Source organism: Aeromonas sp. R2-3 (assembly GCF_040908375.1).
In the GTDB taxonomy this organism is placed as follows: domain Bacteria; phylum Pseudomonadota; class Gammaproteobacteria; order Enterobacterales; family Aeromonadaceae; genus Aeromonas; species Aeromonas veronii.
The window spans coordinates 25,099-47,754 of the sequence record NZ_JBFODP010000030.1 but is presented as its reverse complement, the minus strand read 5'-3'; the positions used below and the strand labels follow the sequence as shown (position 1 = coordinate 47,754).

The 22,656-nt window shown below is 57.7% G+C and carries 26 protein-coding genes; 11 read left to right on the top strand and 15 right to left on the bottom strand.

What is annotated here, in order from left to right; translation table 11 throughout:
• Window positions 1-40 precede the first annotated feature (40 nt).
• The 4 genes from AB5Z02_RS15425 to dinB all read right to left on the bottom strand — a co-directional run bounded on the left by AB5Z02_RS15425 (window position 41) and on the right by dinB (window position 5,131).
• Window positions 41-670: an alpha/beta family hydrolase gene (locus AB5Z02_RS15425; RefSeq protein WP_231720693.1), complete on the bottom strand. Its 630-nt coding sequence runs from the start codon at window positions 668-670 to the stop codon at window positions 41-43.
• Window positions 663-1,583 carry a transcriptional regulator GcvA gene (locus AB5Z02_RS15420; protein WP_005338622.1) on the bottom strand — a complete coding sequence of 307 codons (921 nt, stop codon included), beginning with the start codon at window positions 1,581-1,583 and terminating at the stop codon, window positions 663-665. The genes AB5Z02_RS15425 and AB5Z02_RS15420 overlap by 8 nt, the downstream gene beginning before the upstream one ends.
• Before the next feature lie 284 nt (window positions 1,584-1,867).
• Window positions 1,868-4,009, bottom strand: a complete 2,142-nt coding sequence (locus tag AB5Z02_RS15415; RefSeq protein ID WP_111899939.1) for a methyl-accepting chemotaxis protein — start codon at window positions 4,007-4,009, stop codon at window positions 1,868-1,870.
• 66 nt (window positions 4,010-4,075) lie between these two features.
• Window positions 4,076-5,131 carry a DNA polymerase IV gene (dinB, locus tag AB5Z02_RS15410; RefSeq protein ID WP_080559470.1) on the bottom strand — a complete coding sequence of 352 codons (1,056 nt, stop codon included), beginning with the start codon at window positions 5,129-5,131 and terminating at the stop codon, window positions 4,076-4,078.
• A 131-nt stretch (window positions 5,132-5,262) separates the two neighbouring features.
• Between dinB and AB5Z02_RS15405 the strand changes: the two genes are divergently transcribed.
• Window positions 5,263-5,469: a hypothetical protein gene (locus tag AB5Z02_RS15405; protein WP_005338629.1), complete on the top strand. Its 207-nt coding sequence runs from the start codon at window positions 5,263-5,265 to the stop codon at window positions 5,467-5,469.
• Window positions 5,470-5,580: 111 nt separating this feature from the next.
• Here the strand turns inward: AB5Z02_RS15405 and AB5Z02_RS15400 are convergent, their stop codons facing one another.
• Both AB5Z02_RS15400 and AB5Z02_RS15395 read right to left on the bottom strand, forming a co-directional pair.
• Window positions 5,581-6,141, bottom strand: a complete 561-nt coding sequence (locus AB5Z02_RS15400) for a DJ-1 family glyoxalase III (RefSeq protein ID WP_323935523.1) — start codon at window positions 6,139-6,141, stop codon at window positions 5,581-5,583.
• Between the two features lie 37 nt (window positions 6,142-6,178).
• Window positions 6,179-7,132, bottom strand: coding sequence for a ketopantoate reductase family protein (locus AB5Z02_RS15395; protein ID WP_103251868.1), 954 nt, complete (start codon window positions 7,130-7,132; stop codon window positions 6,179-6,181).
• 200 nt (window positions 7,133-7,332) lie between these two features.
• Here AB5Z02_RS15395 and AB5Z02_RS15390 point away from each other — a divergent pair, with 200 nt between their 5' ends.
• Entirely contained in the window at window positions 7,333-7,815 is a 483-nt protein-coding gene (locus AB5Z02_RS15390; RefSeq protein ID WP_005338634.1) for a YajQ family cyclic di-GMP-binding protein, read from the top strand.
• 107 nt (window positions 7,816-7,922) lie between these two features.
• On the opposite strand, the gene AB5Z02_RS15385 is transcribed toward AB5Z02_RS15390, so the two are convergent.
• From AB5Z02_RS15385 to AB5Z02_RS15365, 5 genes are all read right to left on the bottom strand, one after another.
• Entirely contained in the window at window positions 7,923-8,735 is an 813-nt protein-coding gene (locus tag AB5Z02_RS15385) for an outer membrane protein OmpK (protein WP_064338585.1), read from the bottom strand.
• Window positions 8,736-8,891: 156 nt separating this feature from the next.
• Window positions 8,892-10,271, bottom strand: a complete 1,380-nt coding sequence (locus AB5Z02_RS15380; RefSeq protein ID WP_041202292.1) for an MFS transporter — start codon at window positions 10,269-10,271, stop codon at window positions 8,892-8,894.
• 172 nt (window positions 10,272-10,443) lie between these two features.
• Window positions 10,444-11,031: a peptidylprolyl isomerase gene (locus AB5Z02_RS15375; RefSeq protein WP_368216477.1), complete on the bottom strand. Its 588-nt coding sequence runs from the start codon at window positions 11,029-11,031 to the stop codon at window positions 10,444-10,446.
• Between the two features lie 2 nt (window positions 11,032-11,033).
• On the bottom strand, window positions 11,034-11,618 hold the full coding sequence (locus tag AB5Z02_RS15370) for a YajG family lipoprotein (protein WP_005349692.1): 585 nt from the start codon (window positions 11,616-11,618) through the stop codon (window positions 11,034-11,036).
• Window positions 11,619-11,635: 17 nt separating this feature from the next.
• Window positions 11,636-12,769 (bottom strand): methyltransferase, encoded by a 1,134-nt coding sequence (locus tag AB5Z02_RS15365; protein WP_368216383.1) that lies wholly within the window; start codon window positions 12,767-12,769, stop codon window positions 11,636-11,638.
• 204 nt (window positions 12,770-12,973) lie between these two features.
• Between AB5Z02_RS15365 and AB5Z02_RS15360 the strand changes: the two genes are divergently transcribed.
• The 9 genes from AB5Z02_RS15360 to nqrM all read left to right on the top strand — a co-directional run bounded on the left by AB5Z02_RS15360 (window position 12,974) and on the right by nqrM (window position 20,833).
• Entirely contained in the window at window positions 12,974-13,288 is a 315-nt protein-coding gene (locus AB5Z02_RS15360; RefSeq protein WP_180349352.1) for a BolA family transcriptional regulator, read from the top strand.
• Between the two features lie 434 nt (window positions 13,289-13,722).
• Window positions 13,723-15,066 carry a Na(+)-translocating NADH-quinone reductase subunit A gene (locus AB5Z02_RS15355; RefSeq protein ID WP_005349684.1) on the top strand — a complete coding sequence of 448 codons (1,344 nt, stop codon included), beginning with the start codon at window positions 13,723-13,725 and terminating at the stop codon, window positions 15,064-15,066.
• 3 nt (window positions 15,067-15,069) lie between these two features.
• The gene (locus AB5Z02_RS15350; protein ID WP_227273159.1) at window positions 15,070-16,299 is read left to right on the top strand and encodes an NADH:ubiquinone reductase (Na(+)-transporting) subunit B; all 1,230 of its coding nucleotides are present in this window, start codon (window positions 15,070-15,072) and stop codon (window positions 16,297-16,299) included.
• A complete protein-coding gene (locus AB5Z02_RS15345; protein ID WP_127006377.1) occupies window positions 16,289-17,077 on the top strand; it encodes a Na(+)-translocating NADH-quinone reductase subunit C in 789 nt (262 codons plus the stop codon). The genes AB5Z02_RS15350 and AB5Z02_RS15345 overlap by 11 nt, the downstream gene beginning before the upstream one ends.
• Window positions 17,070-17,702, top strand: a complete 633-nt coding sequence (locus AB5Z02_RS15340; RefSeq protein ID WP_005338644.1) for an NADH:ubiquinone reductase (Na(+)-transporting) subunit D — start codon at window positions 17,070-17,072, stop codon at window positions 17,700-17,702. The genes AB5Z02_RS15345 and AB5Z02_RS15340 overlap by 8 nt, the downstream gene beginning before the upstream one ends.
• Before the next feature lie 3 nt (window positions 17,703-17,705).
• Window positions 17,706-18,302: an NADH:ubiquinone reductase (Na(+)-transporting) subunit E gene (gene nqrE / locus AB5Z02_RS15335; protein WP_005338645.1), complete on the top strand. Its 597-nt coding sequence runs from the start codon at window positions 17,706-17,708 to the stop codon at window positions 18,300-18,302.
• A gap of 32 nt (window positions 18,303-18,334) precedes the next feature.
• Window positions 18,335-19,558, top strand: coding sequence for an NADH:ubiquinone reductase (Na(+)-transporting) subunit F (gene nqrF / locus AB5Z02_RS15330; RefSeq protein WP_005338656.1), 1,224 nt, complete (start codon window positions 18,335-18,337; stop codon window positions 19,556-19,558).
• Window positions 19,559-19,561: 3 nt separating this feature from the next.
• Window positions 19,562-20,599, top strand: coding sequence for an FAD:protein FMN transferase ApbE (locus tag AB5Z02_RS15325; protein ID WP_005338666.1), 1,038 nt, complete (start codon window positions 19,562-19,564; stop codon window positions 20,597-20,599).
• A gap of 9 nt (window positions 20,600-20,608) precedes the next feature.
• The gene (gene nqrM, locus AB5Z02_RS15320) at window positions 20,609-20,833 is read left to right on the top strand and encodes a (Na+)-NQR maturation NqrM (protein WP_005338668.1); all 225 of its coding nucleotides are present in this window, start codon (window positions 20,609-20,611) and stop codon (window positions 20,831-20,833) included.
• 73 nt (window positions 20,834-20,906) lie between these two features.
• Here nqrM and AB5Z02_RS15315 read toward each other — a convergent pair whose 3' ends face one another.
• Genes AB5Z02_RS15315 through AB5Z02_RS15300 form a run of 4 tightly spaced genes read right to left on the bottom strand, consistent with a single transcriptional unit; the run spans window position 20,907 to window position 22,654 of the window.
• Entirely contained in the window at window positions 20,907-21,446 is a 540-nt protein-coding gene (locus AB5Z02_RS15315) for a DUF3833 domain-containing protein (RefSeq protein WP_368216381.1), read from the bottom strand.
• A gap of 14 nt (window positions 21,447-21,460) precedes the next feature.
• The gene (locus tag AB5Z02_RS15310) at window positions 21,461-22,003 is read right to left on the bottom strand and encodes a chalcone isomerase family protein (RefSeq protein ID WP_368216380.1); all 543 of its coding nucleotides are present in this window, start codon (window positions 22,001-22,003) and stop codon (window positions 21,461-21,463) included.
• Entirely contained in the window at window positions 21,960-22,181 is a 222-nt protein-coding gene (locus tag AB5Z02_RS15305) for a TIGR02450 family Trp-rich protein (protein WP_139748125.1), read from the bottom strand. The genes AB5Z02_RS15310 and AB5Z02_RS15305 overlap by 44 nt, the downstream gene beginning before the upstream one ends.
• Entirely contained in the window at window positions 22,178-22,654 is a 477-nt protein-coding gene (locus AB5Z02_RS15300; protein ID WP_368216379.1) for a DUF2878 domain-containing protein, read from the bottom strand. The genes AB5Z02_RS15305 and AB5Z02_RS15300 overlap by 4 nt, the downstream gene beginning before the upstream one ends.
• Window positions 22,655-22,656 lie beyond the last annotated feature (2 nt).

Below are 22,656 nucleotides of genomic sequence, written 5' to 3'. Positions count from 1 at the left end.
CTCTCTCATCACGGCTGGCAATAAAACCAACCCTCTCGTGCTATCCATGCCGGGCCACAAAATGGCTGATGGCCGCCGCTGCATGCTGCATATTATCCTGCTCACTCACGCCACTGGCTTTACGCGGTTTGAAACCATGATCACCATCGGTCAACCAATGGACCGATACGGCGGGTGAGAAGGGGAAATCGGCCAGTTCAGCGCGACTACCGAAGGTATCGCGCTCCCCCTGCAACAGCAGGGTTGGCACTGCAATATGCTTGAGTACCTCGCCTCGCCAGCTGTCGGGCTTGGCCGGAGGGTGGAAAGGATACCCGAGAATGAGCAATCCTGCAGCATTCATCTCACCCTCGCCGTCGCTATACAGTTCCGCCGCCATCCGCCCGCCCATCGACTTGCCCGCCAGAAACAGCCGTGGATGGGCAAACTCGCGGATCATGTCGCGCCAATGGGCGAGCAGTACAGGCGCCCTGTCCGGCGGGCGGCGCTTGCCATCCTGTGCTCGCTTGGTCATGTAGGGAAAGTTGAAGCGCACCACTTCGATGTCGGGGCCAGCCAGCAGGCGTGACAACTCGGCAAGAAAGACATGATCCATCCCCGCGCCTGCCCCGTGGGCCAGCAAAATGCGAACGGGGGCATCAATTGCCCCCTCGCGGATCACATCAGGCATCGGCGAGCCTTGCCCTGCGACGCGCCTCTTCCTGCTCCACCAGCTCCAGCATCCAGTCGCGGAAGGCCACGATCTTGCCCTGATCCGACTGTTGCTCCTGGCACACCAGATAGAAAGCATTCTTGCTCACCAGCACCTGCTCGAACGGGCAGATAAGGCGGCCGGCCTCAATCTCGGGTTGTGCCAGCACGCTATGGCCAAGCGCCACCCCCTGGCCGTGGATCGCCGCCTGGATCACCATGGTGGAGTGGCTGAAGATGGGCCCCTGATTGACGTTGGGTGCATCGATATCGAGCTGGCGGAACCAGGCCTTCCAGTCGCGGCGGGAGGTATCGTGCAGCAGGGTATGAAGAGTCAAATCTTGCGGCGTACGCAGCGGTTTGGGCCCGGTCAGCAGCAAGGGGGAACAGACCGGGATCAGGTATTCGGTATGCAGCTTGTCCGAGCGCAGACCCGGCCAGTTGCCGCGGCCGTAGTAGATGGCCACATCCACATCGTCGGTGAGCGACCCTTCGTCGAGATCAACCGCCTTGATCCGCACGTCGATATCGGGGTGGCGCTCGCTGAACTTGACCAACCGCGGCACCAGCCACTGGATGGCGAAACTCGGCTGCAAACTGACAGTCAACGCCCCCTTGGCACTGCGGGCCAGCAGCTTGTCGGTCGCCTCTGAGATAGAGGCAAAGATGTCCTTGATATCCAGGAAATAACCCTGCCCCTCTTCGGTCAGCAACAAGGAGCGATTTTTGCGGCGGAACAACTTGATGCCAAGATACTCCTCCAGCGCCTTGATCTGGTGACTGATGGCAGCCTGAGTCACAAACAACTCTTCTGCTGCGCGGGTAAAGCTTAAGTGACGAGCCGCTGCTTCAAAGGCCTTGAGGGCATTGAGCGGGGGTAAACGACGAGACATGACACCAGCCGACGATGAGTTTTTCTAATGGGGCGCATTATAATTTGTCGGTTGCGGGTCGACCAGTGAATAAACATAATTCGCCCAGCAATCAGTCGTCATATGGCTCACATTTTCTACTACGTGTTGGTTTACATGTGTTTTTAGTGAGTCTTTCGACTGCGATTGTGGTGTTGTGTTTCTTCCTCTGCGGGAAGAGGGGCTCAAATCTCACCGGTTTGACCCAGTCTGTCATCTGAATGTGTTTGGCGCCTCCAGCTGGATGGCGCCTTTTTTCATCCCTTCTATACCTTGAACTGCCCCACCAGCTGCTGCTGCTTGTCCGCCAGCGCAGAGAGCTCGCGACCATTTTCGGCGGAGGTCGCCGCCTCGGCCCGAATGGTGTGGCTCACATCGCGAATGTTGCTGACGTTGCGGTTGATCTCGTCCGCCACCCGGCTCTGCTCCTGCGCCGCCCGGGCAATCTGCTCGTTCATCTGATGGATGGTGGAGACCGACTGGATAATCTGCTCCAGCACCTGCACCGAGAGATCCACCTTGGCGAGGGTCTCGTCAGCCTGACCATGACCATCGCGGATCGCCTTGACCACGGCGCCGGTACCGGATTGCAGTTGGCTGATCAGGGTCTGGATCTCGACGATGGCATTCTGGGTGCGACCCGCCAGATTGCGCACCTCATCGGCCACCACGGCAAAGCCACGGCCCTGCTCACCGGCCCGCGCCGCTTCAATAGCTGCATTCAGCGCCAGCAAGTTGGTCTGCTCGGCAATCCCCTGGATCACGATGAGGATGTCATTGATGTTGTCGCTGTTGGCGGAGAGCCGTTCCACCACCGGCTGGGCATCGTTGATGATGGTCATCAGCTTGCGCATCGCCTCCTGGGTGTCGGCAACGACATATTTGCCCTCTTGCGCCGCAGCATCAGTGGTGTTGGCAGCCGCCACCGCCGAGCCGGCATTACCGGAGACCTGCAACGCCGTGGCGCTCAGCTCTTCAAATGCCGTCGCCACCAGATCGATCTCCTGATACTGGGCCTGCATGCCACTGCTGGTGCGCTCGGCCACTTGCGCGGCTCGCTCGGCACTGTTGCGCGTACCGGAGACGGTATCAATCACCTGACTGATGGTGGATTGCAACTTGTTGAGGAAGCTGTTGAACCACTTGGCCAGCTCGCCGATCTCGTCTTGCCGCTGGATCTCGATGCGCTGGGTCAAATCCCCCTCGCCGCTGGCGATATCCTTGAGACGGGCAACTACAGCGCGGATGGGCGCCACAATCTGGCGCGCCATCAACCAGATAAAGCTCAGGGCCACCAGCGAGATCAGCACTCCAATCGACAACTGCGAGACCACGCTGCGATTGGCCTCACTGGCCAGCTCATCTTGCAGTTGCTGAGCCGATGCCAGTACTACTGCCCGTGGCAATTCAATGTAGATGCCCCATTTACGGTCGGTGCCACGCATGGATACCGGGACAAAGGTCTGCAACAAGGTGCCATCGCTGCTCCAGCGAGTCAGCTCCTGCCCCTGACTGAGCCAGCCTTTCAGCTCGCTGGCCAGCCCCTGATACTTCTGATCCAGCCCACGCCCCATGGTCACATCGAACTCATCGGCTCCCGCCACGCGCCCCTCGTGACTGACCAGCAAGATTCTGCCCTTGCCGTCATAGAGCTCCTTGTCCATGGTACTGACCAGACTCTGCAAAGTGGCCAGCGAGATATCGACCCCGACCATCCCCAGCAAAGTCTCCTGCTCCAGTAGCGGGACCGTCACCGAGGTCATCAATATCTGTTTATCGCCCACATCGTCCAGATAGGGCTCCAGCAGGCAGAGGGAACGGGTGCGAATACTGCAGCGATACCACTCGTTTTCGATTCCACCAGCCTCGGTCGGGCTCTCATCGGCCAGTACATCCTCATTCTGCACTTCCGGCTCTATCTTGCCGTTGTCATAGGCCCAGTAACTGGAAAAACGCCCCTTGTCGTTGGAACCCAGTGCCGTGGAGCCCTGATAGTTGCTGTCTTCCCCATCAAGCTGGTCAGGCTCGAACACCGCATAGACACCAAGCAGATTGGTCGATGAGGCAACGGCATCATGCAGTTGCTGATTGACGGCGCTGCGCAGCGCCTCCGAATGGACAAAGTTCTCGGCCGCATTCTTGCGCTGGAACAACACACTCTCCGCCAGCAAACTGGCGCGGAAATAGGCCTCATCGAGATAGCTGGTCACCTTGGCCGCCTGCTCCGAGCCCATCGCCTTCATCCAGTTCTCGGCAGACTGCTGCGCCTCGTGCATGGTGGCTTGCCGCACCTGCTGTTGCATCTTGTTCGCGTTGTAAATCGAAGAGGCAACCAGAGCGGCGGCTGTCACCAACAGACAGCAACCGGCGATCAGGGTAATCCGACCCTGGACAGAAAGAGCGCTCATGCCAATATTCCTACGTCATACAGATATGGATAGATTATCGACTTTATAAACAAAAACTTAACTCTCTCACAGCAAATCCAGCGAGAGTTGATTAACTTCACCCTCTTTTGGCAAACCCACCACCAAGCCCAGCAGGCGAACCGAACGACCTTGCGCCCGCTGTAGCCCCTCTTTGAGCAGGGGAACGAACAAGGCTGGCTGATAGCCCCCCTGACTGCGATAGACTGTGGTCTGGTGGAAGTCGGCAAACTTGAGTTTAATCCCCTGCCCCATCACCTGCTCGGCAGGGCACGCCAGCTGAAATCGCCGCTCAAGCTCCGGCAGCAGTTGCTGCAATACCGTCAGGCAGGCGGCTTCGTCACAAACATCGCTCGCCAGGGTGGTCTCCACCCCGATGGTTTTGCGGATCCGGTGCGCCTGCACCGGCTGTTCATCCAGCCCCCAGATCCGGGTCGTCAACATCTCTCCCAGCTTGCCAAAACGGCTGCACAGCTCTTGTGCCGACAAGGCCCGCGCATCCTCACAGGTGTAAAGCCCCTGAGCCTCCAGCCGCTCGGCAGTCTTGCGCCCCACCCCGGGCAGTTTGCCGAGGGGCAACTGGCAGACAAATTCGGCCACTTCATCGGGACGAATGACAAACAGACCATCGGGTTTGCGCTGCTCCGAGGCGAGCTTGGCGAGAAACTTGTTGGGGGCCACTCCGGCCGAGGCGGTCAACCCCAGTTCGGTGACGATGGCTTGCCGGATCTCTTGTGCCATCAGGGTGGCGCTGCCGCCACAGCAACGACTGTGGGTCACATCGAGGTAAGCCTCGTCCAGTGACAGCGGTTCAACCTGATCGGTATAGCGCAGGAAAATGGCCCTGAGCTGACGGGAGATATCCTTGTACACCGCCATTCGCCCCGGGATCAGTACCAGCGGCGGGCAGAGTTTTTTCGCCAGTGCGCTCGGCATGGCGGAGCGCACACCGAACCGGCGCGCCACATAGTTGCAGGTCGAGATGACGCCGCGCCGCTCGGAGGACCCACCGATGGCGAGTGGCACCTCCCGCAACGCCGGATTGTCCCGCATCTCCACCGCGGCAAAAAAGCAGTCCATGTCGATATGGATGATCTTGCGCATACCACTGTATAAATAAACAGACATGGCATCATCTTACCCCAAGGATAACCGCAGCTCTATCTCTCTCGTTGCGGCTAAAATAGTAGACTCCAAGGAGACCTTTACAACCACAATGACAAGGAGCGTTCGGGATGAAATATCTTTGGCTGGGACTCTGTTTGCTGCCGTTGACCGGCATCGGCAAGAACAACCCGACGGCAGAGTGCCGCTGGCTGTACGACCGGATTGAGATACTGGAACAGGCTATCAAGAAAGGGGACAAGCTCGGCACAGAGCAAGAATTGGCACGCTGGAAAACTGAGTACAACAAAAAACAGTGCTCGCAGTACGACTACTGAGCCGGACAAGATGGCGTGACCGACAACAGCAGATAACAAACGGGCCCCGATCAAGATGACCGGGGCCCATTTTTCAAAACATGACCAGCTTGATTCTGCAGCAGAGTGCGCTCAAGACAGCACCATAGGGCCAGCGACAGTGGCCGCCACTTCATCCCCACTCAGCACCCGGACCAGTTCAAGCGCAAACTCGATGGCGCTGCCCGGCCCCTGACTGGTAATCAGGCGATGAGCCTCATCTCTGACGACCCGCTCATGTGACAGCTGCAATGTCGGTAGTCGGGACTGAAAGCCGGGATGACAGGTGACGATGGCATCACCCAGCAGAGCGTGATGTTGCAACACCACCACAGGGGCGGCGCAGATGGCAGCGCGCCAGCGACCAAGAGCGGCCTGCTCTTTGAGCAGATCGATGGCCAGCGGGGTATCGCGGATCACTTCGCTGCCGGGCAGCCCACCGGGTACCACGATGGCTTCAAAGTCCCGACGGGTTAGCTCGTCGATATGACAATCGGCCACCAGCTGCACCCCGCGCGATGCCTTCACCTGCCGAGACCCGGCAGGGCAGCAAGAGGCCAGCACCACCTCGATGCTGGCGCGCACCAAGGTATCGACAATCGCAACCGTCTCTATCTCTTCCGACCCGGGAGCCACCAGCACCAGTACACTCACGTTCGCCTCCTTGCAGCTTGCTCTGCCATGTAAAAGATCAGACGGCCTGGCTCTTCTCTTTGATCGCCTGATAGAGACCCTGATTGACCGGTACGGCAATGCCATGCCGGGCAGCCTTGGCCAACAGGAAGCCGGTGATGGCCTCAATCTCGGTCTCGCGTCCCAGCTCCATATCCTGATGCATGGAGGAGTAATTGTCAGCGGTCAGTTCCACCACTGTCATCACCCGACGCTGCAACTCCTCTGCTGTGGTCGCAACTCCTTCGGCGCACATCACATCCGCCACCTCCACGCAGATCTGCTGCAGGGCATCGGCAAAACGGGGGCCCGCCAGCTCGCCATTTTTCAGCTTGTAGAGGGCCGTCAGGGGATTGATGGCACAGTTGATGGCCAGCTTTTGCCACTGGCGCGTCAATACCTGTTCATCCCAACCAGCCTGACCCAGTGCCAGCGCCAGCTCGTCCGCGAGCGCGGCATGGGCCTTGGCGGCATCGTTGATCGGGCCAAGCCAGGTTTCACCCTTGCCAGTATGACGGAAGACAAAATGGCCGCACTGCATGGCACCATGGCTGGTTACACCGGCAATCACCGGATTGTGCGGGAACATCTCGACCACCTGCTCGGCAATGCCCATCCCGTTGTGCAGCAGCACGATCGGCACGCCGGCATCCAGCTTACCCACCAGCGGCGTCAGTGCGGCAATCACCTGACTGGCCTTGGTCATCACCAGCAGACGCTGGATCTTGCCGGGTTTGCTGACAAATCCGCGCTCGATATTGAGCAACTGAACATGCCCCTCCAGCGAGGTGAAATCGATCCCCGGATGGAGCGTGGACTTATGATGTTCGCGCAACAAGACACGGGTGGATTGACCACTCTGGGTCAGCAGGGAGGCAAAAACGCCGCCGAGGGCGCCACAACCCAACAGTGACCACTTCGGAGTAACGGGTGGAATAACGGGCTGTCGGGAATTTTTTAATCCGCTTGGCATGGTGTGACTCTGTCAGGGTAAGGGTTGCAATCCTCTCAACCTGTTACCGGGGATAAGTGAAGATGTCGCTGGTGGACACTAACGGGTCCACCCGTCCTGTGCGCAGGGGATTCTAGCAGAGCAACCCCATCAAAATCAGCAAATTTGCCCGTTTTCTGGTAGATTTGCCCCCCGATAACGCAACATGAGGAGCTCCGGCTATGCCGTCATTCGATATTGTCTCTGAAGTCAAAATGAACGAGGTGTTGAACGCTGTCGACAACGCCAATCGTGAACTGGCCACCCGTTTCGATTTTCGTGGGGTAGAAGCCAGCTTCGAGTTGAACAAGGAAGAGGTAAAACTGGAAGCCGATGCCGATTTCCAGCTCAAGCAGATGGTCGAAATCCTGCGCGGCGCCCTGCTCAAGCGCAACATCGAAAACAGCTCCATGGAAGTGGGTGACTCCGTTCACTCCGGCAAGCGTTTCCACCTGACCGTCAAATTCAAGCAGGGGATCGAGAAAGAGATCGCCAAGAAGCTGGTCAAGCTGATCAAGGACTCCAAGATCAAGGTACAGGTCGCCATCCAGGGTGATGAAGTACGTGTCACCGGCAAGAAGCGTGACGATCTGCAAGAGACCATGGCACTGGTCCGTGGCGCCGAACTGGGTCAACCGATGCAGTTCCAGAACTTCCGCGACTGATTTATCCACTCAGCCGTGGCGCACTTGATAACTCGCGCCACGCTATCTAAATCGCGGCCATAAAAAAACCGGAGCAGATGCTCCGGTTTTTTGTACCCCAAGTTTTATTAGAACTTGTAGGTAACAGAGAAGTAGTGGCCGAAACCGGTAGACTTGAGCGCGTCAGAGTTGTCGATACCGTAGATTTCGTTGAAGTACTTCAGACCGTAGCCAACTGCATAACGGTCGGAATGCCAGTAGATACCGTGGAAGGTGCCCAAGCCATCGGAATGAGCAGGAGCTTTCATGCCCCAGGTGTAATCCAGATAACCTTGATAAGAAACAAAGCTGCCATTGGAGAAGGTATAGAAAGGTTTGAACCAGTTCATGGAGAACTGCTGACCATTCCAACCTTTTGCTTCAGGATTGAAATCGAAGGTTTCATTAGCATGGCGCTTGTACAGGTTCATACCAACTTTGCCAAACCACGGCACCATAACGTCTGCACCCAGACCTACAAATGCATCATTCAGGCCTTGCATACCACCGATGTTAAACAGTGTGGCAACGTAAACTTCTTGCACTGGGCCAAAAGAGAGGTCTTGGCCAGTCAATGCATCCAGAGATACACGCGGAGCAAACTTCATGAAGAGGTTTTCTTGCTTGTGCTTGTCGCTGTGCTTGGAGTCAAAAATATCGAAGTAATCGACGTAACCATACAGGTCAAAAATGCCTGAACGACCACCAAACTCCATCTCGAAATAAGTATCGTTGTAACCATCCGGACCATGGGGCTTCTGATCGATGGTGTGCATGATATTGAACTGCATCCACTTGTAGTCATTCTTGTGGATATCACCGCTGTAGTCAGCAGCGAAGGCCGGGGTAGCGGCAGCAGCCAGCAGACCGGCAGCGATCAGAGTCTTGGTAAATTTGGCCATTTTATTGGTCTCTTGTGTGTTAGTTGAGGTTTTCCGTAGCCTGCCCACAAGGAGCGAGAGGGATTCTAATCAAATAAAATTGGGGGTGAAACAACTTCTCGGGAACTTTATCCGGAAGTGTGAATCTAATCACCCCCGATTCTACGCAAACGCTTGCTATTTGTCAGCCGTTGAGAGCAACTCACTCCCTTTTCTGGCGACAAGCACAATCAACAACAACACGGGCAAGCCCAGTAAACTGGTTCCGACAAAGAAGGCACTGTAGCCAATCTGCTCCACAACCTGTCCGGAAAAACCGGCCAGCAACTTGGGTAGCAGCAACATTACCGAGCTGAACAGGGCGTACTGAGTGGCCGAAAATGCCACATTGGTCAGGCTGGAGAGATAGGTCACGAAGGCCGCAGTCGCGATACCGGCGCTGAGGTTATCCAGCGAGATGATCAGGGTCAGCAGTTCCAGGTTGTGGCCAACCTGATTGAGCAGGGCAAACAGCAGGTTGGTGCTGGCAGTGAGCAGCGCCCCCAAAAACAGAATGCGCAGCGTGCCAAAGCGCATCACCAGCACGCCCCCCAGCGCAGCCCCCACTAGCGTCATGATGACGCCAAACACCTTGGTAATAGTGGCAACCTCGGTCTTGCTGAACTGCATATCCACATAGAAGCTGTTGGACATCACCCCCATCACCACATCGGCAACCCGATAACAGGCGATCAGAGCCAGGATCAGCAGCGCCGAGCTGCCATAGCGACGAAAGAAGTCGGCGAACGGACACCAGACTGCCTCATAGCCCCAAGCCCCCGCACTAGCCAACAGCGCAGGCCACCCTTTTTCCAGGAGCTGCGCCTTGCGTTCGGCCTGTTGTTTGCCCTGCTCGGCCAGATCGATATCCGGCTCGTGGCAAAACAGCGTGGTGATAACCCCGAGTGACATCAGACCCGCCATCACCAGATAGGTAATCTGCCAGCCACGATAGTCATAGCCGCTGTTGCTGCCAAACCACGCCGCCAGCGCCAGCGCACCGGCGCCCGCCATGATCATCGCCAGTCGGTAGCCGGTCATGTAAGAAGCAGCCATCGCCGCCTGTAGCCGCTCGGGGGCGGATTCGATGCGATAGGCGTCGATGACGATATCCTGAGTCGCCGAGGCAAAGGCCACCAGCAGGGCAAACATCGCCAGCTGGGCCAGCTCGGTCTTGGGATCGCAGAACGCCATGCCTACCAGCGCGGCGGCAATCAGCAGCTGGGAGAAGAACATCCAGCTGCGGCGACGCCCCAGCAGCGTGGAGAGCAACGGCAGCGGCATGCGATCTACCAGCGGCGACCACAGCCATTTAAATCCATAGGCGAGCGCCACCCAGCTCATATAGCCGATATCGGTCAGGCTGACATCGGCCTCGCGCAACCAGAATGAGAGGGTACCGAACACCAGCAGCAGCGGCAGACCCGATGAAAAACCCATGGCAAAGAGAATAAACACCCGAAATTCGAGATAGACGGCGAGGGACTCTCTCCAGCTTGGTTTGCGGATCATGTTCAACTACCTGACGACTTTGGAAAAGTGCGTCATTTTGGCAGGTTGATGGCAGATAGCCAAGGCGAGCAAAGAGATAGGCAAAAGAGGCCGGATAGAGAAAAGGCCCATCCCGAAGGGGATGAGCCTTGTATTGTGGCCTGACGAGGGCGAGGTGACGAACCGCGTCCGGTGAGGATTACTTGCCCGCTTTCTTGTCGACTTTCTTGTCTGCCGGAGTTTCTGCCAACAAGACCACCTTCTTCAGAATGATGGGACTGGTCGGCACATCGTTGGCGCGCAGAATGGGGCTGTAACCGGTCTGTACCTGAGCCAGCTTGTTCAGCACCTCCATCCCCTGCACCACCTGACCGAACACGGTATAACCCGCAGAGCCACCGGCGTTGAGGTTATTGTTGTCGACCAGATTGAAGTAGAACTGGCGAGTAGCGCTGTCAACCGCCTGGGTGCGAGCCATGGCGATGGAGCCACGCTTGTTGGGCAGACCGCCACGCGACTCGTTGACCACAGGTTCATAAGTCGGCAGCTGCTGGAACTGCTGGTTGTAGCCCCCACCCTGCACCACGAAATCCTGGATCACCCGGTGGAAGATACTGCCGTCATAGCTGCCATCAGCCACGTAACGCAGGAAGTTCTTCACCGTCTGGGGCGCCTGCTTGGACGCCAGCTCCACCACGATATTGCCGTGGTTGGTCTCCATTCTGACTTTCGGGCCCGCGAACGCCAGCGGGGCGATCAGCATGGCCAGCAACCAGAGTTTTTTCATCATCAGACCCCTGCACCGTTCGGTTGACCTTTCAGGTAACCGCGCAGCGCATCATCGGCCATGATCTGCTGCAGCACGCTACCCAGTTGCAGGTTCAGTGTAGACTCCAGGTCGGCCATGCTTGGCTCGCTCGGGCTCTCCTTGCTGGAGGACATGTTGAACTGCTTGGTCAGACGGTTGCCCTGGAAATCGGCGATCACCTGCAGGCTGACGCGGGACTTGGTGACATAGGTAAAGGTCTTCTCTTCCACATTGACTGCGGCGTTGGAGATCACCAGCGTCAGGTTGGTGGTGCCACTGTTGCCCACTTCCAGACCCTGGCTGCGCAGCCCTTCGGCCAGCCGCTCGGCCATCAGCAGGTTGAGCGGACGCTCACTGTTGACCAGCACGGGGGCTTTCTCTTTATGTTTGATGGAGAAGACGTAGGCAGCCTCACGCTTGTCTACCCCTTCCATGGTGATGCGATTGCCAGAGTAGTATTGCTGGTTGGCGGGGATCACCTGCGGATTGAGCAGCGCCGTCTCCGGCCAATGAGTGGCACACCCGCCCAGCATCAGGGCGGCCAGCAGCAAGAGTGACTTTTTCATCATGGTTTCCTTTGGCTTTAGCGTTTGATGGCTTTCAAAATAACGAATTTGCTGTTCGACGCAACGACTTGTGCGTTGGCAAACAAGCGCTTGAGTTTGTTGTGATAGTCCAGATGACGGTTGCCTACTATCCAGAGTTCCCCCCCCTGAGGCAACACCCGGTGCGCATCACTGAACATCTGCCAGGCGATATGATCGGTGATCGCCTGCAGCTGATGGAAAGGAGGGTTGCAGAGGATCCGATCCGCCGAGCCGACCGCCACCCCGTCGAGACAGTTATTGACCATAAAGCGGGCACGCGGCAGTGCATCAGGCAGATTGTGCTCGACGTTGAGCTGTGCCGAGGCGACCGCCATATAGGATTCATCGATAAAGGTCACCTCCACCTCGCTGTCTTTGGCGAGCAGCGACAGACCCAGCACCCCGTTGCCACAGCCCAGATCGATCACCTTGCGGGCACTGTGGATGGGCAGGTTGTCCAGCATAAAGCGGGCACCGATATCGAGACTGGTGCGCGAGAAGACGTTGGCATGGTTGTGGATGAGCATGCCACTCCCCTCCAGCGGCCAGACAGTCGGGAAGGGGTTGGCCAGCGCGGGACGTTCTGCCTGCGGCTCGCAGTGAATGAGGCGCGCCTTTTTCCAGGCCAGCGAGGTACGGGTAGGCCCCAGATACTTCTCGAATAACTTGAGGGTTGAGGTATGAATATCCTTCGCCTTGCCGGCAGCGATAACGCGGGTTGCCGGTGTCACCACCTCCCGCAGCGCCAGCAGTTGCTGCTCCAGCAGTGCCTGATATTTGGAGACCTTGATCACTACCAGCGCAGGGGCATCGGGCAGCGGCGCCAGCGCATCCTGCAAGCGAACCCCGCCTGCATCCAGTCCGTTTTCGGCCAGATTGGCCAGGGTCGCCCGCTCACTGATGTAGGAGTCGGTGACGCAGCAGGGGGAGTGCGGATGCAGATAGGCGGCCAGCGCGCCAAAGCCATCATTCATGATGATGACGGGGCCCGCCTGCTCGAGGGGAGACTCCGCCAGGGTATTGATCAGATATTCGTCAGCCGCATCCCAGGCTTGCAGGGTCTCCTGACTCTGGCGCGGATAGCGGTAGAGCGTGAGCTGGCAATGGGGAGTGTCGAGAAGGGTTTGCATAGGAAGAGTCCAACCTCGGCTTGATTCGTGTATACAGGCGCCAGGGGCGACGCAAAGTGGCGCTATTCTAGCGAGGAGCAGGAATTTCACCAGTTCGATGCGCATCAAGGGGGCAACTGACAGGTGATTTCCCTCTTACGGGGGCTTATTCCATCCCGCGACTGCCGATAGAATGGCCCGACATTCACTCTGGAAGCCGATCCGATGACCATCCAACAACTGATTGAAGCCAAACTGAGCGCCGCCCTCTCCCCCACCGTGCTGGAGGTGATCAACGAGAGCCACATGCACCGAGTGGAACCGGGATCTGAGAGCCACTTCAAGGTGGTGATCGTCAGCGAGCAATTTGCAGGGCAGCGGCTGCTGGCCCGTCATCGTCAGGTCAATGCGGTGCTGGCCGATGAGCTGGCCGGTGCCGTTCATGCACTGGCGTTGCATACCTACACCGAGACCGAGTGGCAGGAAAAAGGCCACGCCCCGCGCACCCCGAGCTGCGTTGGCAAACCGTCACTCTCCTGAAACCGGTTGTACCACAGGATTCCCCTCGAGAACCTGCCAACAAAAATTAAACATATTTCCCCCATTGGCCCCGAAAAGGCTACATCCAAGGAGGTATATTTCGGCATCAAGGCTTTTTGCTGATAGTGGAGACAACGGCAAATACCCCCATCGAGGTATCGAAATAAAAAAACCTTTAAAACCACTACTTACAAGGTGTCAGGGGCTTATTCATTGCAGGTTAATTTTGTGATGGCACGGGGATTTTGCCCATTTGGCATGGCAGAAAATGCACCTTAAGTGGTAAACTCAAGCGCTTTTGAGTGAGCCTGCATGTTGAATAATTGTTGAGCCTGCCCACCTGGTGCAACCACAACATCGACTCATTCAACCACCCGTCGTGATGTATTTCTCGGCGCTAACCAACCTCTCCCGTAACGGTAGTGCAAGTAAGTATGATTACAATCAAAAGAGGACTGGACATCCCCGTGCTGGGTGCGCCAGAGCAAGTAATCTACGATGGCCCCGCCATCACCCGTGTTGCGACACTGGGCGAGGAGTTTGTGGGGATGCGACCTACTATGTTCGTCAAAGTAGGTGATCGCGTCATCAAAGGTCAGGATCTTTTTGAAGACAAGAAGAATCCGGGCGTTAAATTCACAGCTCCTGCCACCGGTGTGGTTTCAGAGATCAACCGTGGTGCCAAACGTGTTCTCCAGTCTGTGGTCATCGACCTCGACGGTTCCGATGAACAGGTGACGTTTGAGCATTTTGCCTCTGCCGAGCTGGCCAAGCTCGAGCGCAGCAAGGTGCAAGAGATCCTGGTCGCATCAGGTCAGTGGACTGCGTTGCGTACCCGTCCGTTCAGCAAAGTCCCCGCGGTAGCGTCTGCCCCGCGCGCCATCTTTGTGACTGCAATGGACACCAACCCGCTGGCAGCCGATGCCGAGCTGATTATCAAGGAACAGCCGCAGGCCTTCCTCGATGGTCTGGCCGTATTGACCCGCCTGACCGACGGCGCCGTCTACGTCTGTAAAGGCGAAGGCAGTCTGCCCCACTCTCCGCTGGCTCAGGTCAAGGAAGAGATCTTCGTTGGTCCGCACCCTGCCGGTCTTCCGGGTACCCATATCCACTTCCTGGATCCGGTCAGCAGCACCAAGGTGCAGTGGCACATCAACTATCAGGATGTGATTGCATTCGGCAAGCTATTCACCACCGGTCAGATCTTCACTGACAAGGTGATCGCACTGGCTGGCCCGAACGTGCTCAAGCCGCGTCTGCTGCGTACCCGTCTGGGCGCCTGCATCAGCCAGCTCACCAATAATGAGCTGCGTGCCGACGAAAACCGTATCATCTCCGGTTCTATCCTGAGTGGTGCCAAAGCCGAAGGTGTTCACGACTACCTGGGCCGCTACCACAATCAGGTTTGCGTGCTGGGTGAAGGTCGCGAGAAAGAGTTCCTGGGCTGGATCAACCCCAGCGCCAACAAGTTCTCTATCACCCGTACCACCCTCTCTCATCTGATGAAGGGCAAGCTGATCAACTTCACCACCACTACCAACGGTAGTGACCGTTCCATGGTGCCTATCGGCAACTATGAGCGGGTGATGCCACTCGACATCCTGCCAACCCTGCTGCTGCGGGACATGGTCTCCGGCGATACCGACGGTGCGCAAGCACTGGGCTGCCTGGAGCTGGATGAGGAAGATTTGGCGCTCTGTACCTTTGTCTGCCCCGGCAAGACAGAGTACGGCCCGATCTTGCGTGAGTGCCTGACCAAGATTGAACTGGAAGGTTAAGCGATGAGTTTCAAGCAACTTCTTGAAAATATGGAACACCACTTCGAACCGGGTGGAAAGTACGCCAAGTACTATGCCCTGTTCGAAGCGGCGTACACCCTGTTCTACACCCCGGGTAGCGTTACCCGCAACGCCTCCCACGTTCGTGATGCGCTCGACCTGAAGCGCATGATGATCATGGTGTGGCTGGCCGTGTTCCCGGCCATGTTCTGGGGCATGTACAACGTTGGTAACCAGGCGATTGCCGCCATTGCCCACATGGGCTCGGCTGCTGGTGCCAGCAGCTGGCAATATGCCCTGGCTACCATGCTGGGCGCCTCCCTCGATCCGGTTGTTGCCGGTATCGGCAGCAAGATGCTGATTGGCGCCACCCACTTCTTCCCAATCTATATCACCGTCTTCTTTGTCGGTGGTTTCTGGGAAGTGCTGTTCGCTATGGTGCGCAAACACGAGATCAACGAAGGCTTCTTCGTGACCTCCATTCTGTTTGCCCTGATCGTGCCGCCCGAGCTGCCCCTGTGGCAAGCTGCACTGGGTATCACCTTCGGTGTCGTGATGGCCAAAGAGGTGTTCGGTGGTACCGGCAAGAACTTCCTGAACCCGGCGCTGGCTGGTCGTGCGTTCCTGTTCTTCGCCTACCCGGGCCAGATCTCCGGTGACGCCGTGTGGGTTGCCGTTGACGGTTTCTCCGGCGCGACTGCCCTGAGCCAGTGGGCCCAAGGCGGCCAGATGGCGCTGATCAACGGTGCAACCGGCCAGGCTATCAGCTGGATGGACGCTTTCCTGGGTAACCTGCCGGGTTCCATCGGTGAAGTCTCTACCCTGATGATCCTGCTGGGTGCGGCCATGATCGTCTACATGCGCATCGCCTCCTGGCGCATCATCGCCGGCGTGATGATCGGTATGATCGCCACCTCCCTGCTGTTCAACGTCATCGGTTCCGATACCAACCCCATGTTCAACATGCCGTGGCACTGGCATCTGGTACTGGGTGGCTTCGCCTTCGGTATGGCCTTCATGGCGACCGACCCTGTCTCCGCCGCCTTTACCAACAAAGGCAAGTGGTGGTATGGCGCCCTGATCGGCGTAATGGTCGTGCTGGTTCGCGTGGTCAACCCTGCGTTCCCGGAAGGCATGATGCTGGCCATTCTGTTTGCGAACCTGTTTGCTCCCCTGTTTGACCACTTCGTCGCTCAGGCAAACATCAAGCGGAGGATTGCTCGTGGCGTTTAATAAAGATTCAACCCTCGGCACCGTCAGCGTGGTCACCGGCCTCTGTCTGGCCTGTTCCATCGTGGTATCCGTTGCCGCTGTGGGCCTGCGTTCTACCCAGCAGGAAAACAAGGCGCTGGACAAGCAGAGCAACATTCTCGCCGTAGCCGGTGTGGATGTGAGCGAAGTGGCCAAGCGCGACCTGGCCAAACTGTACGGCGAGAAGATCGAAGCGCGTCTGGTGGATCTGGCGACCGGTAACTTTGTTGACGGCGATGCCGACAACTTCGACACCAAGCAAGCAGCCAAAGATCCGGCCCGCAGCATCCGTCTTGCCGCCGCTGACGACAAGGCCAGCCTGCGTCAGATCTCCAAGCAGATCCCGGTATTCTTCGCCAAGGATGCCGAAGGCAAGATCGACAGCATCATCCTGCCCATCTACGGTCAGGGTCTGTGGTCGACCATGTATGCCTTCGTCGCCGTTGCCGCTGATGGCCAGACCATCAAGGGCATCACCTACTATGACCACGGTGAAACACCGGGTCTGGGTGGCGAGATCGAAAACCCGGCCTGGCAGGCGCTGTTCAAGGACAAGAAACTGTTCGACCAGAATGGCATGCCGGCGCTGCGCGTCATCAAGGGCCATGCTCCGGCGGGCTCCGAGCACGAGATCGATGGTCTCTCCGGTGCCACTCTGACCGGTAACGGCGTACAGCATACCTTCGACTTCTGGATGGGTCCCAAGGGCTTCGGTCCTTTCCTGGCCAAGGTTCGTGCAGGAGAAATCAACAATGGCTGACAAGAGCGAAATGAAGAAGTTGCTGTTGACGCCTGTGCTGGGCAACAACCCCATCGCCTTGCAGGTGCTGGGTGTCTGTTCTGCACTGGCGGTTACCAGCCAGATGAAAACTGCGTTTGTAATGACCCTCGCGGTCATGGCGGTCACCGCCTTCTCAAACCTGTTCATCTCCCTGATCCGCAACCAGATCCCGAACAGCGTCCGGATTATCGTGCAGATGGCGATCATCGCCTCACTGGTTATCGTGGTTGACCAGGTGCTCAAGGCGTATGCCTATGACATCTCCAAGCAACTGTCGGTCTTCGTGGGTCTGATCATCACCAACTGTATCGTAATGGGCCGCGCCGAAGCGTACGCCATGAAGAGTGCCCCGCTGCCCTCCTTCCTGGATGGTATCGGCAACGGTCTGGGCTATGGTGCCATTCTGCTGAGTGTCGCGACCGTGCGTGAACTGCTGGGCTCCGGCACCTGGTTCGGCATCGAGCTGCTGCCGCTGGTGAACAACGGTGGCTGGTATGTGCCCAACGGCCTGCTGCTGCTGCCGCCGAGTGCATTCTTCATCATTGGTCTGATCATTTGGGGCGTACGCACCAAGGATCCCAAGCAGGTGGAGGCGAAGGATTAAGGTATGGAACACTATCTGAGTCTGTTGATTAAATCGATCTTCATCGAAAACCTGGCACTCTCCTTCTTCCTGGGGATGTGTACCTTCCTGGCGGTGTCCAAGAAGGTAAAGACCTCCATGGGTCTGGGTATTGCCGTTATTGTGGTGCAGACCATCGCGGTTCCTGCCAACAACCTGATCTACAACTACGTGCTTAAAGATGGCGCTCTGGTATCCGGTCTGGATCTGAGCTTCCTGAGCTTCATCACCTTCATCGGTGTGATTGCAGCACTGGTACAGATCCTGGAGATGGCGCTGGACAAGTACTTCCCGGCACTCTACAACGCGCTGGGTATCTTCCTGCCGCTCATCACCGTGAACTGCGCCATCTTCGGTGGCGTCTCTTTCATGGTGCAGCGTGACTACAACTTCATGGAGTCTGTGGTCTACGGTGTGGGTTCAGGGGCAGGCTGGATGCTGGCGATCGTTGCGCTGGCAGGTATCCGCGAGAAGATGAAGTACTCCGATGTTCCGGAAGGCCTGCGCGGTCTGGGCATCACCTTCATCACCGCCGGTCTGATGGCGCTGGGCTTCATGTCCTTCTCTGGTATCTCCCTGTAATCGGCTTTCCTGCAATCAGAAAGGAACGATAGATGGAAATTATTTTGGGTGTGGTCATGTTTACCGTGATCCTGCTGGCACTGGTGGCAGTCATTCTGTTCGCCAAGTCCAAGCTGGTGACCGCGGGCGACGTGACAATCAGCATCAATGGTGACCCGGCCAAGGCTGTGACCAGCCCGGCCGGTGGCAAGCTGCTCGGCGTGCTGGCTGGCAGCGGTATCTTCGTCTCCTCCGCCTGTGGCGGCGGTGGCTCCTGCGGCCAGTGCAAGGTACGGGTGAAATCCGGTGGCGGCGACATTCTGCCGACCGAACTGGACCACATCAGCAAGGGCGAAGCCCGTCATGGCGAGCGTCTGGCCTGTCAGGTTACCGTTCGCTCCGACATGGATATCGAACTGCCGGAAGAGATCTTCGGGGTGAAGAAGTGGGAATGTACTGTTATCTCCAACGATAACAAGGCCACCTTCATCAAGGAGCTCAAGCTGCAGATCCCCGATGGCGAGAGCGTGCCGTTCCGCGCCGGTGGTTATATCCAGATTGAAGCCCCGGCTCACCACGTGCACTACAAGAACTTCGATATTCCCGAGGAGTATCGCGGTGACTGGGATCGCTTCAAGATTTTTGAGCTGGAGTCCAAGGTCGATGAGCCAATCATCCGAGCCTACTCCATGGCCAACTATCCGGAAGAATTCGGCATCATCATGCTGAACGTGCGTATCGCGACCCCGCCCCCGAGCAACTGGACTGCCCCTCCGGGACAGATGTCCTCCTACATCTTCAGCCTGAAGGCTGGCGACAAGGTGACTATCTCCGGTCCGTTCGGTGAGTTCTTCGCCAAAGACACCGATGCCGAAATGGTATTCATCGGTGGTGGTGCGGGTATGGCACCGATGCGCTCCCACATCTTCGACCAGCTGCGTCGCCTGAAGTCCAAGCGCAAGATGAGCTTCTGGTACGGTGCCCGTTCCAAACGCGAAATGTTCTATGTCGAAGACTTTGACATGCTCGCCGCCGAGAACGAGAACTTCACCTGGAACGTCGCGCTGTCTGATCCGCAACCGGAAGACAACTGGGACGGCTACACCGGCTTCATCCACAACGTGCTCTACGAGAACTATCTCAAGAACCACGAAGCGCCGGAAGATTGCGAGTTCTACATGTGTGGACCTCCGGTGATGAACGCTGCCGTCATCAACATGCTCAAAGACTTGGGCGTTGAAGACGAAAACATCCTGTTGGATGACTTTGGTGGTTAATCCATGCACAGTGTTGTAAAGACCTGGCTAGCCTTCGGGCTAGCCTTTTTCTTGACTGGGTGCGGTCAGGAGACGGTCCAATCCAAGCCGGAGATCCACATCACCGGCAGCACCATGGGCACTTACTACTCCATCAAGGTGGCGGACAGCGCCATCAGCGATCCAGCCAAATTGCAGGCCGAGGTCGATGTCTTGCTGGAGCGGGTCAACGATCAGATGTCGACCTATCGCCCCGATTCCGAACTGTCGCGCTTCAACCAGAGCCGTGACAACAAACCGGTAGTGGTCTCCCGCGATACCGCACGGGTCGTCACAGAGGCCATTCACATTGGCCGTGAGAGCCAGGGGGCGCTGGACGTCACCGTTGGCCCCTTGGTCAATCTGTGGGGCTTTGGCCCGGACAAGAAGCCGACCAAGGTCCCCTCCGACGAGCTGATCACCCAGACTCGCCAGAAGACCGGTCTGGGCAACCTGCACGTCATCACCTCGGTGGATGCCGATACCCTGCAAAAAGACATTCCGGATCTTTACGTCGATCTCTCTGCCATCGCCAAGGGCTTTGGTGTGGACAAGGTAGCCGAGTATCTGGAGTCACTGGGTGCGCGCAACTATCTGGTGGAGATTGGCGGCGAGCTGCGGATCAATGGCGTCAACGGCAAGGGTCACCCCTGGCGCGTGGCCATCGAGAAGCCCACCGCAGGCACCGGCACGGTGCAAGAGGTGATCGTGCCCGGTGACAACGGGGTGGCCACCTCTGGCGATTACCGCAACTACTATGAACTGGATGGTCAGCGCTTCTCCCACACCATAGATCCGCGCAGCGGCAAGCCGATCCAGCACCGTCTGGTGTCGGTCACCGTGATCCATCCCTCCTGCATGACTGCAGACGGGTTGGCCACCGTGTTTATGGTGATGGGGACCGAGAAAAGCCTGGCCTATGCCAACGAGCGCGGCCTGGCGATCTTCGTGATCACCAAGACGGACAATGGCTTTGAAGAGGCTTACTCCGATGCCTTCAAGCCCTATCTGGTCAAGAAGTAAGAGGTAGAGATGCAGATTTTTCTGATCACCTTCGGGGTATTCATGCTGGTGATAGCCGCCATGGCTATCGGTTACATCTTCCAGAAGAAGACCATCTCCGGCTCCTGTGGCGGTCTGGGTAGTGTCGGCATCGAGAAAGAGTGCGATTGCCCGGAACCCTGCGACAACCGCAAGAAGAAGATGGCCAAGGAAGAGGCCCGTCGCAAGATGCTGGAAGAGAACCGCATTATCTGATGACTCTGGTTTTTCGGTAAACAAAAGCGCGCCATCGGCGCGCTTTTTACTGGCCGTTATCTTGCGTTAACGGTCAGGGCTGACGTTCGATATAGAGGATCACTTCGCCAAGATGGATACCGAACTTGCTGATCTCGGCACGATTGATCAGACGCTCTTCGTCCAGCAGGTACATCCAGTCATCGAAGCTCACCCGCACCACCTCGCCATCCGGTAGCGCCAGATCGAGCTGATAACGCCAGTTGAGGGCAAACCCTTGGCTTTTACCCATCGCCTCCCCCACCACATCGGAAGCAGTACCGCGCCAATGACCATCATCGCCCTTGCTGAGATACCAGGTACGGGTCTGCTGGCGGCCATCATCAAAGTAGAACTGTTCGAACAGCTCTCCCTTGCCATCCTTCCAACGACCCACCATCTCGACCCGAAAGCGACTGGTCACTTCGCCGCTGCGGTCGGTCACCAGGCCGTGAGCCACCAATTTTCCGTTGAAGAAATGGGCGAGATCCCAGTTTGGCCCCTGCCCACGATAGTCATCGAGACTGGCACCACAGCCACTCAGCAGCAAAAAGGGGAGCAACAGCAACAAGCGGTATGCACGATAGAAAGACATCAGAGACTCCATGTTCAGAGTTGGCCACGCAGGCGGCGGGTCAGGGCGGGATCGCGGCTGTTGTCAGCCAGCCAGATGGCGAGAAAAGCGGCCGAGAATTGCGGATCGGCCAGAGTCCCGAGGGACTTCTCCTGCCACCAGAAGTGGCCTGCCCCGCCCTTGTCGACATAGAAGGTGAGCTTGTCGCCTGCCTGCACATCGGGCCAGAGTGCAGCGAGCTGGCCGAGCCAGCGCTGACGCTCGACCTCAGTGCCAAGACCGAGCCGCTGCCACTCGGCGGCGGTGGCGCTCAGCAGATCTTGCCGCTCGATGGATCTGGCATAGGTGAGGGTCAGTGCCTGTGGATAGTGACCGGGCTGATAGCGCCCGTTCGCACTGTAGAGGGTGGCATCGTAGAGCTTGAACCAGAGCCAGTTCATCTCCCCCTGCCCGACCGGGCGCAGCTGCTGCCAGGGGGCGGCAGAAGCCTGCACAGCGGTTGCAGCCAAGAGCGTAAACGCCAAAAGCAGCGTGTTAATTCCACCCCATATGCCAGTGGTTGGGGTCTTCCAGTTCATGCCAGTCCATCTCCTGTTCCTGCAGGGTGTTGATATCCTGCATCACCACCTGCACCAGCCGACCTTGCGCATCCCGCTGGCAGGCAACCACCAGATAGAAGCGATCCGCGAGCTCATGCTGGCTCTCTTTGGTCCATTTGGAAAAAAGCAACGAGTCGGTCGAAAAGGTGTTTGTCATGACTCCCCCTCCAGCTTGACCATTACCCACAGGAGTACGGGTAACCACCACATCCAGATCACTGCCAGCAGCGCCGAACTGATCCAGATGCCCCAGGGTAAGTTTACTGCCCCCATGGCGGCCCCCGCCACATAGGAGGAAGCACCGCCAAATACGCCAAACAGCGCCTGCTGCCAGCGGGGCAAGCGCAGCAACCAGCGCATACCGTGGGCCAGCGTCAGGGCAAAACCGAGCCAGAGCAGCACCAGCCAGAGGGGAAAACCGGACGGGAACCGGAACAGGCCGAGGTGCCAGAGCAGGGCATCCAGCAGACAGCCGGCGACCGCGATGGGGAGCAGCCGCCAGTCACGCTGGCGGCTGGGTGAGAAGAGAAAGTGCAGCAGCAAGATTGCCAGCAGCGGGCCCGGCTGCTGCCACTTCACCGCCAGCAACCAGTAGAGGTTGAACCCCAGCAGGTGAGCCCACTGCCACATGG

What these genes read in the sequence shown, in the direction of transcription:
- AB5Z02_RS15425 (WP_231720693.1), bottom strand. Translation starts at nt 670, where the DNA reads ATGCCTGATGTGATCCGCGAGGGGGCAATTGATGCCCCCGTTCGCATT.
- AB5Z02_RS15420 (WP_005338622.1), bottom strand. Translation starts at nt 1,583, where the DNA reads ATGTCTCGTCGTTTACCCCCGCTCAATGCCCTCAAGGCCTTTGAAGCA.
- AB5Z02_RS15415 (WP_111899939.1), bottom strand. Translation starts at nt 4,009, where the DNA reads ATGAGCGCTCTTTCTGTCCAGGGTCGGATTACCCTGATCGCCGGTTGC.
- dinB (WP_080559470.1), bottom strand. Translation starts at nt 5,131, where the DNA reads ATGCGCAAGATCATCCATATCGACATGGACTGCTTTTTTGCCGCGGTG.
- AB5Z02_RS15405 (WP_005338629.1), top strand. Translation starts at nt 5,263, where the DNA reads ATGAAATATCTTTGGCTGGGACTCTGTTTGCTGCCGTTGACCGGCATC.
- AB5Z02_RS15395 (WP_103251868.1), bottom strand. Translation starts at nt 7,132, where the DNA reads ATGCCAAGCGGATTAAAAAATTCCCGACAGCCCGTTATTCCACCCGTT.
- AB5Z02_RS15390 (WP_005338634.1), top strand. Translation starts at nt 7,333, where the DNA reads ATGCCGTCATTCGATATTGTCTCTGAAGTCAAAATGAACGAGGTGTTG.
- AB5Z02_RS15385 (WP_064338585.1), bottom strand. Translation starts at nt 8,735, where the DNA reads ATGGCCAAATTTACCAAGACTCTGATCGCTGCCGGTCTGCTGGCTGCT.
- AB5Z02_RS15375 (WP_368216477.1), bottom strand. Translation starts at nt 11,031, where the DNA reads ATGAAAAAACTCTGGTTGCTGGCCATGCTGATCGCCCCGCTGGCGTTC.
- AB5Z02_RS15370 (WP_005349692.1), bottom strand. Translation starts at nt 11,618, where the DNA reads ATGAAAAAGTCACTCTTGCTGCTGGCCGCCCTGATGCTGGGCGGGTGT.
- AB5Z02_RS15365 (WP_368216383.1), bottom strand. Translation starts at nt 12,769, where the DNA reads ATGCAAACCCTTCTCGACACTCCCCATTGCCAGCTCACGCTCTACCGC.
- AB5Z02_RS15360 (WP_180349352.1), top strand. Translation starts at nt 12,974, where the DNA reads ATGACCATCCAACAACTGATTGAAGCCAAACTGAGCGCCGCCCTCTCC.
- AB5Z02_RS15355 (WP_005349684.1), top strand. Translation starts at nt 13,723, where the DNA reads ATGATTACAATCAAAAGAGGACTGGACATCCCCGTGCTGGGTGCGCCA.
- AB5Z02_RS15350 (WP_227273159.1), top strand. Translation starts at nt 15,070, where the DNA reads ATGAGTTTCAAGCAACTTCTTGAAAATATGGAACACCACTTCGAACCG.
- AB5Z02_RS15340 (WP_005338644.1), top strand. Translation starts at nt 17,070, where the DNA reads ATGGCTGACAAGAGCGAAATGAAGAAGTTGCTGTTGACGCCTGTGCTG.
- nqrE (WP_005338645.1), top strand. Translation starts at nt 17,706, where the DNA reads ATGGAACACTATCTGAGTCTGTTGATTAAATCGATCTTCATCGAAAAC.
- nqrF (WP_005338656.1), top strand. Translation starts at nt 18,335, where the DNA reads ATGGAAATTATTTTGGGTGTGGTCATGTTTACCGTGATCCTGCTGGCA.
- AB5Z02_RS15325 (WP_005338666.1), top strand. Translation starts at nt 19,562, where the DNA reads ATGCACAGTGTTGTAAAGACCTGGCTAGCCTTCGGGCTAGCCTTTTTC.
- nqrM (WP_005338668.1), top strand. Translation starts at nt 20,609, where the DNA reads ATGCAGATTTTTCTGATCACCTTCGGGGTATTCATGCTGGTGATAGCC.
- AB5Z02_RS15315 (WP_368216381.1), bottom strand. Translation starts at nt 21,446, where the DNA reads ATGTCTTTCTATCGTGCATACCGCTTGTTGCTGTTGCTCCCCTTTTTG.
- AB5Z02_RS15310 (WP_368216380.1), bottom strand. Translation starts at nt 22,003, where the DNA reads ATGAACTGGAAGACCCCAACCACTGGCATATGGGGTGGAATTAACACG.
- AB5Z02_RS15305 (WP_139748125.1), bottom strand. Translation starts at nt 22,181, where the DNA reads ATGACAAACACCTTTTCGACCGACTCGTTGCTTTTTTCCAAATGGACC.
- AB5Z02_RS15300 (WP_368216379.1), bottom strand. Translation starts at nt 22,654, where the DNA reads ATGTGGCAGTGGGCTCACCTGCTGGGGTTCAACCTCTACTGGTTGCTG.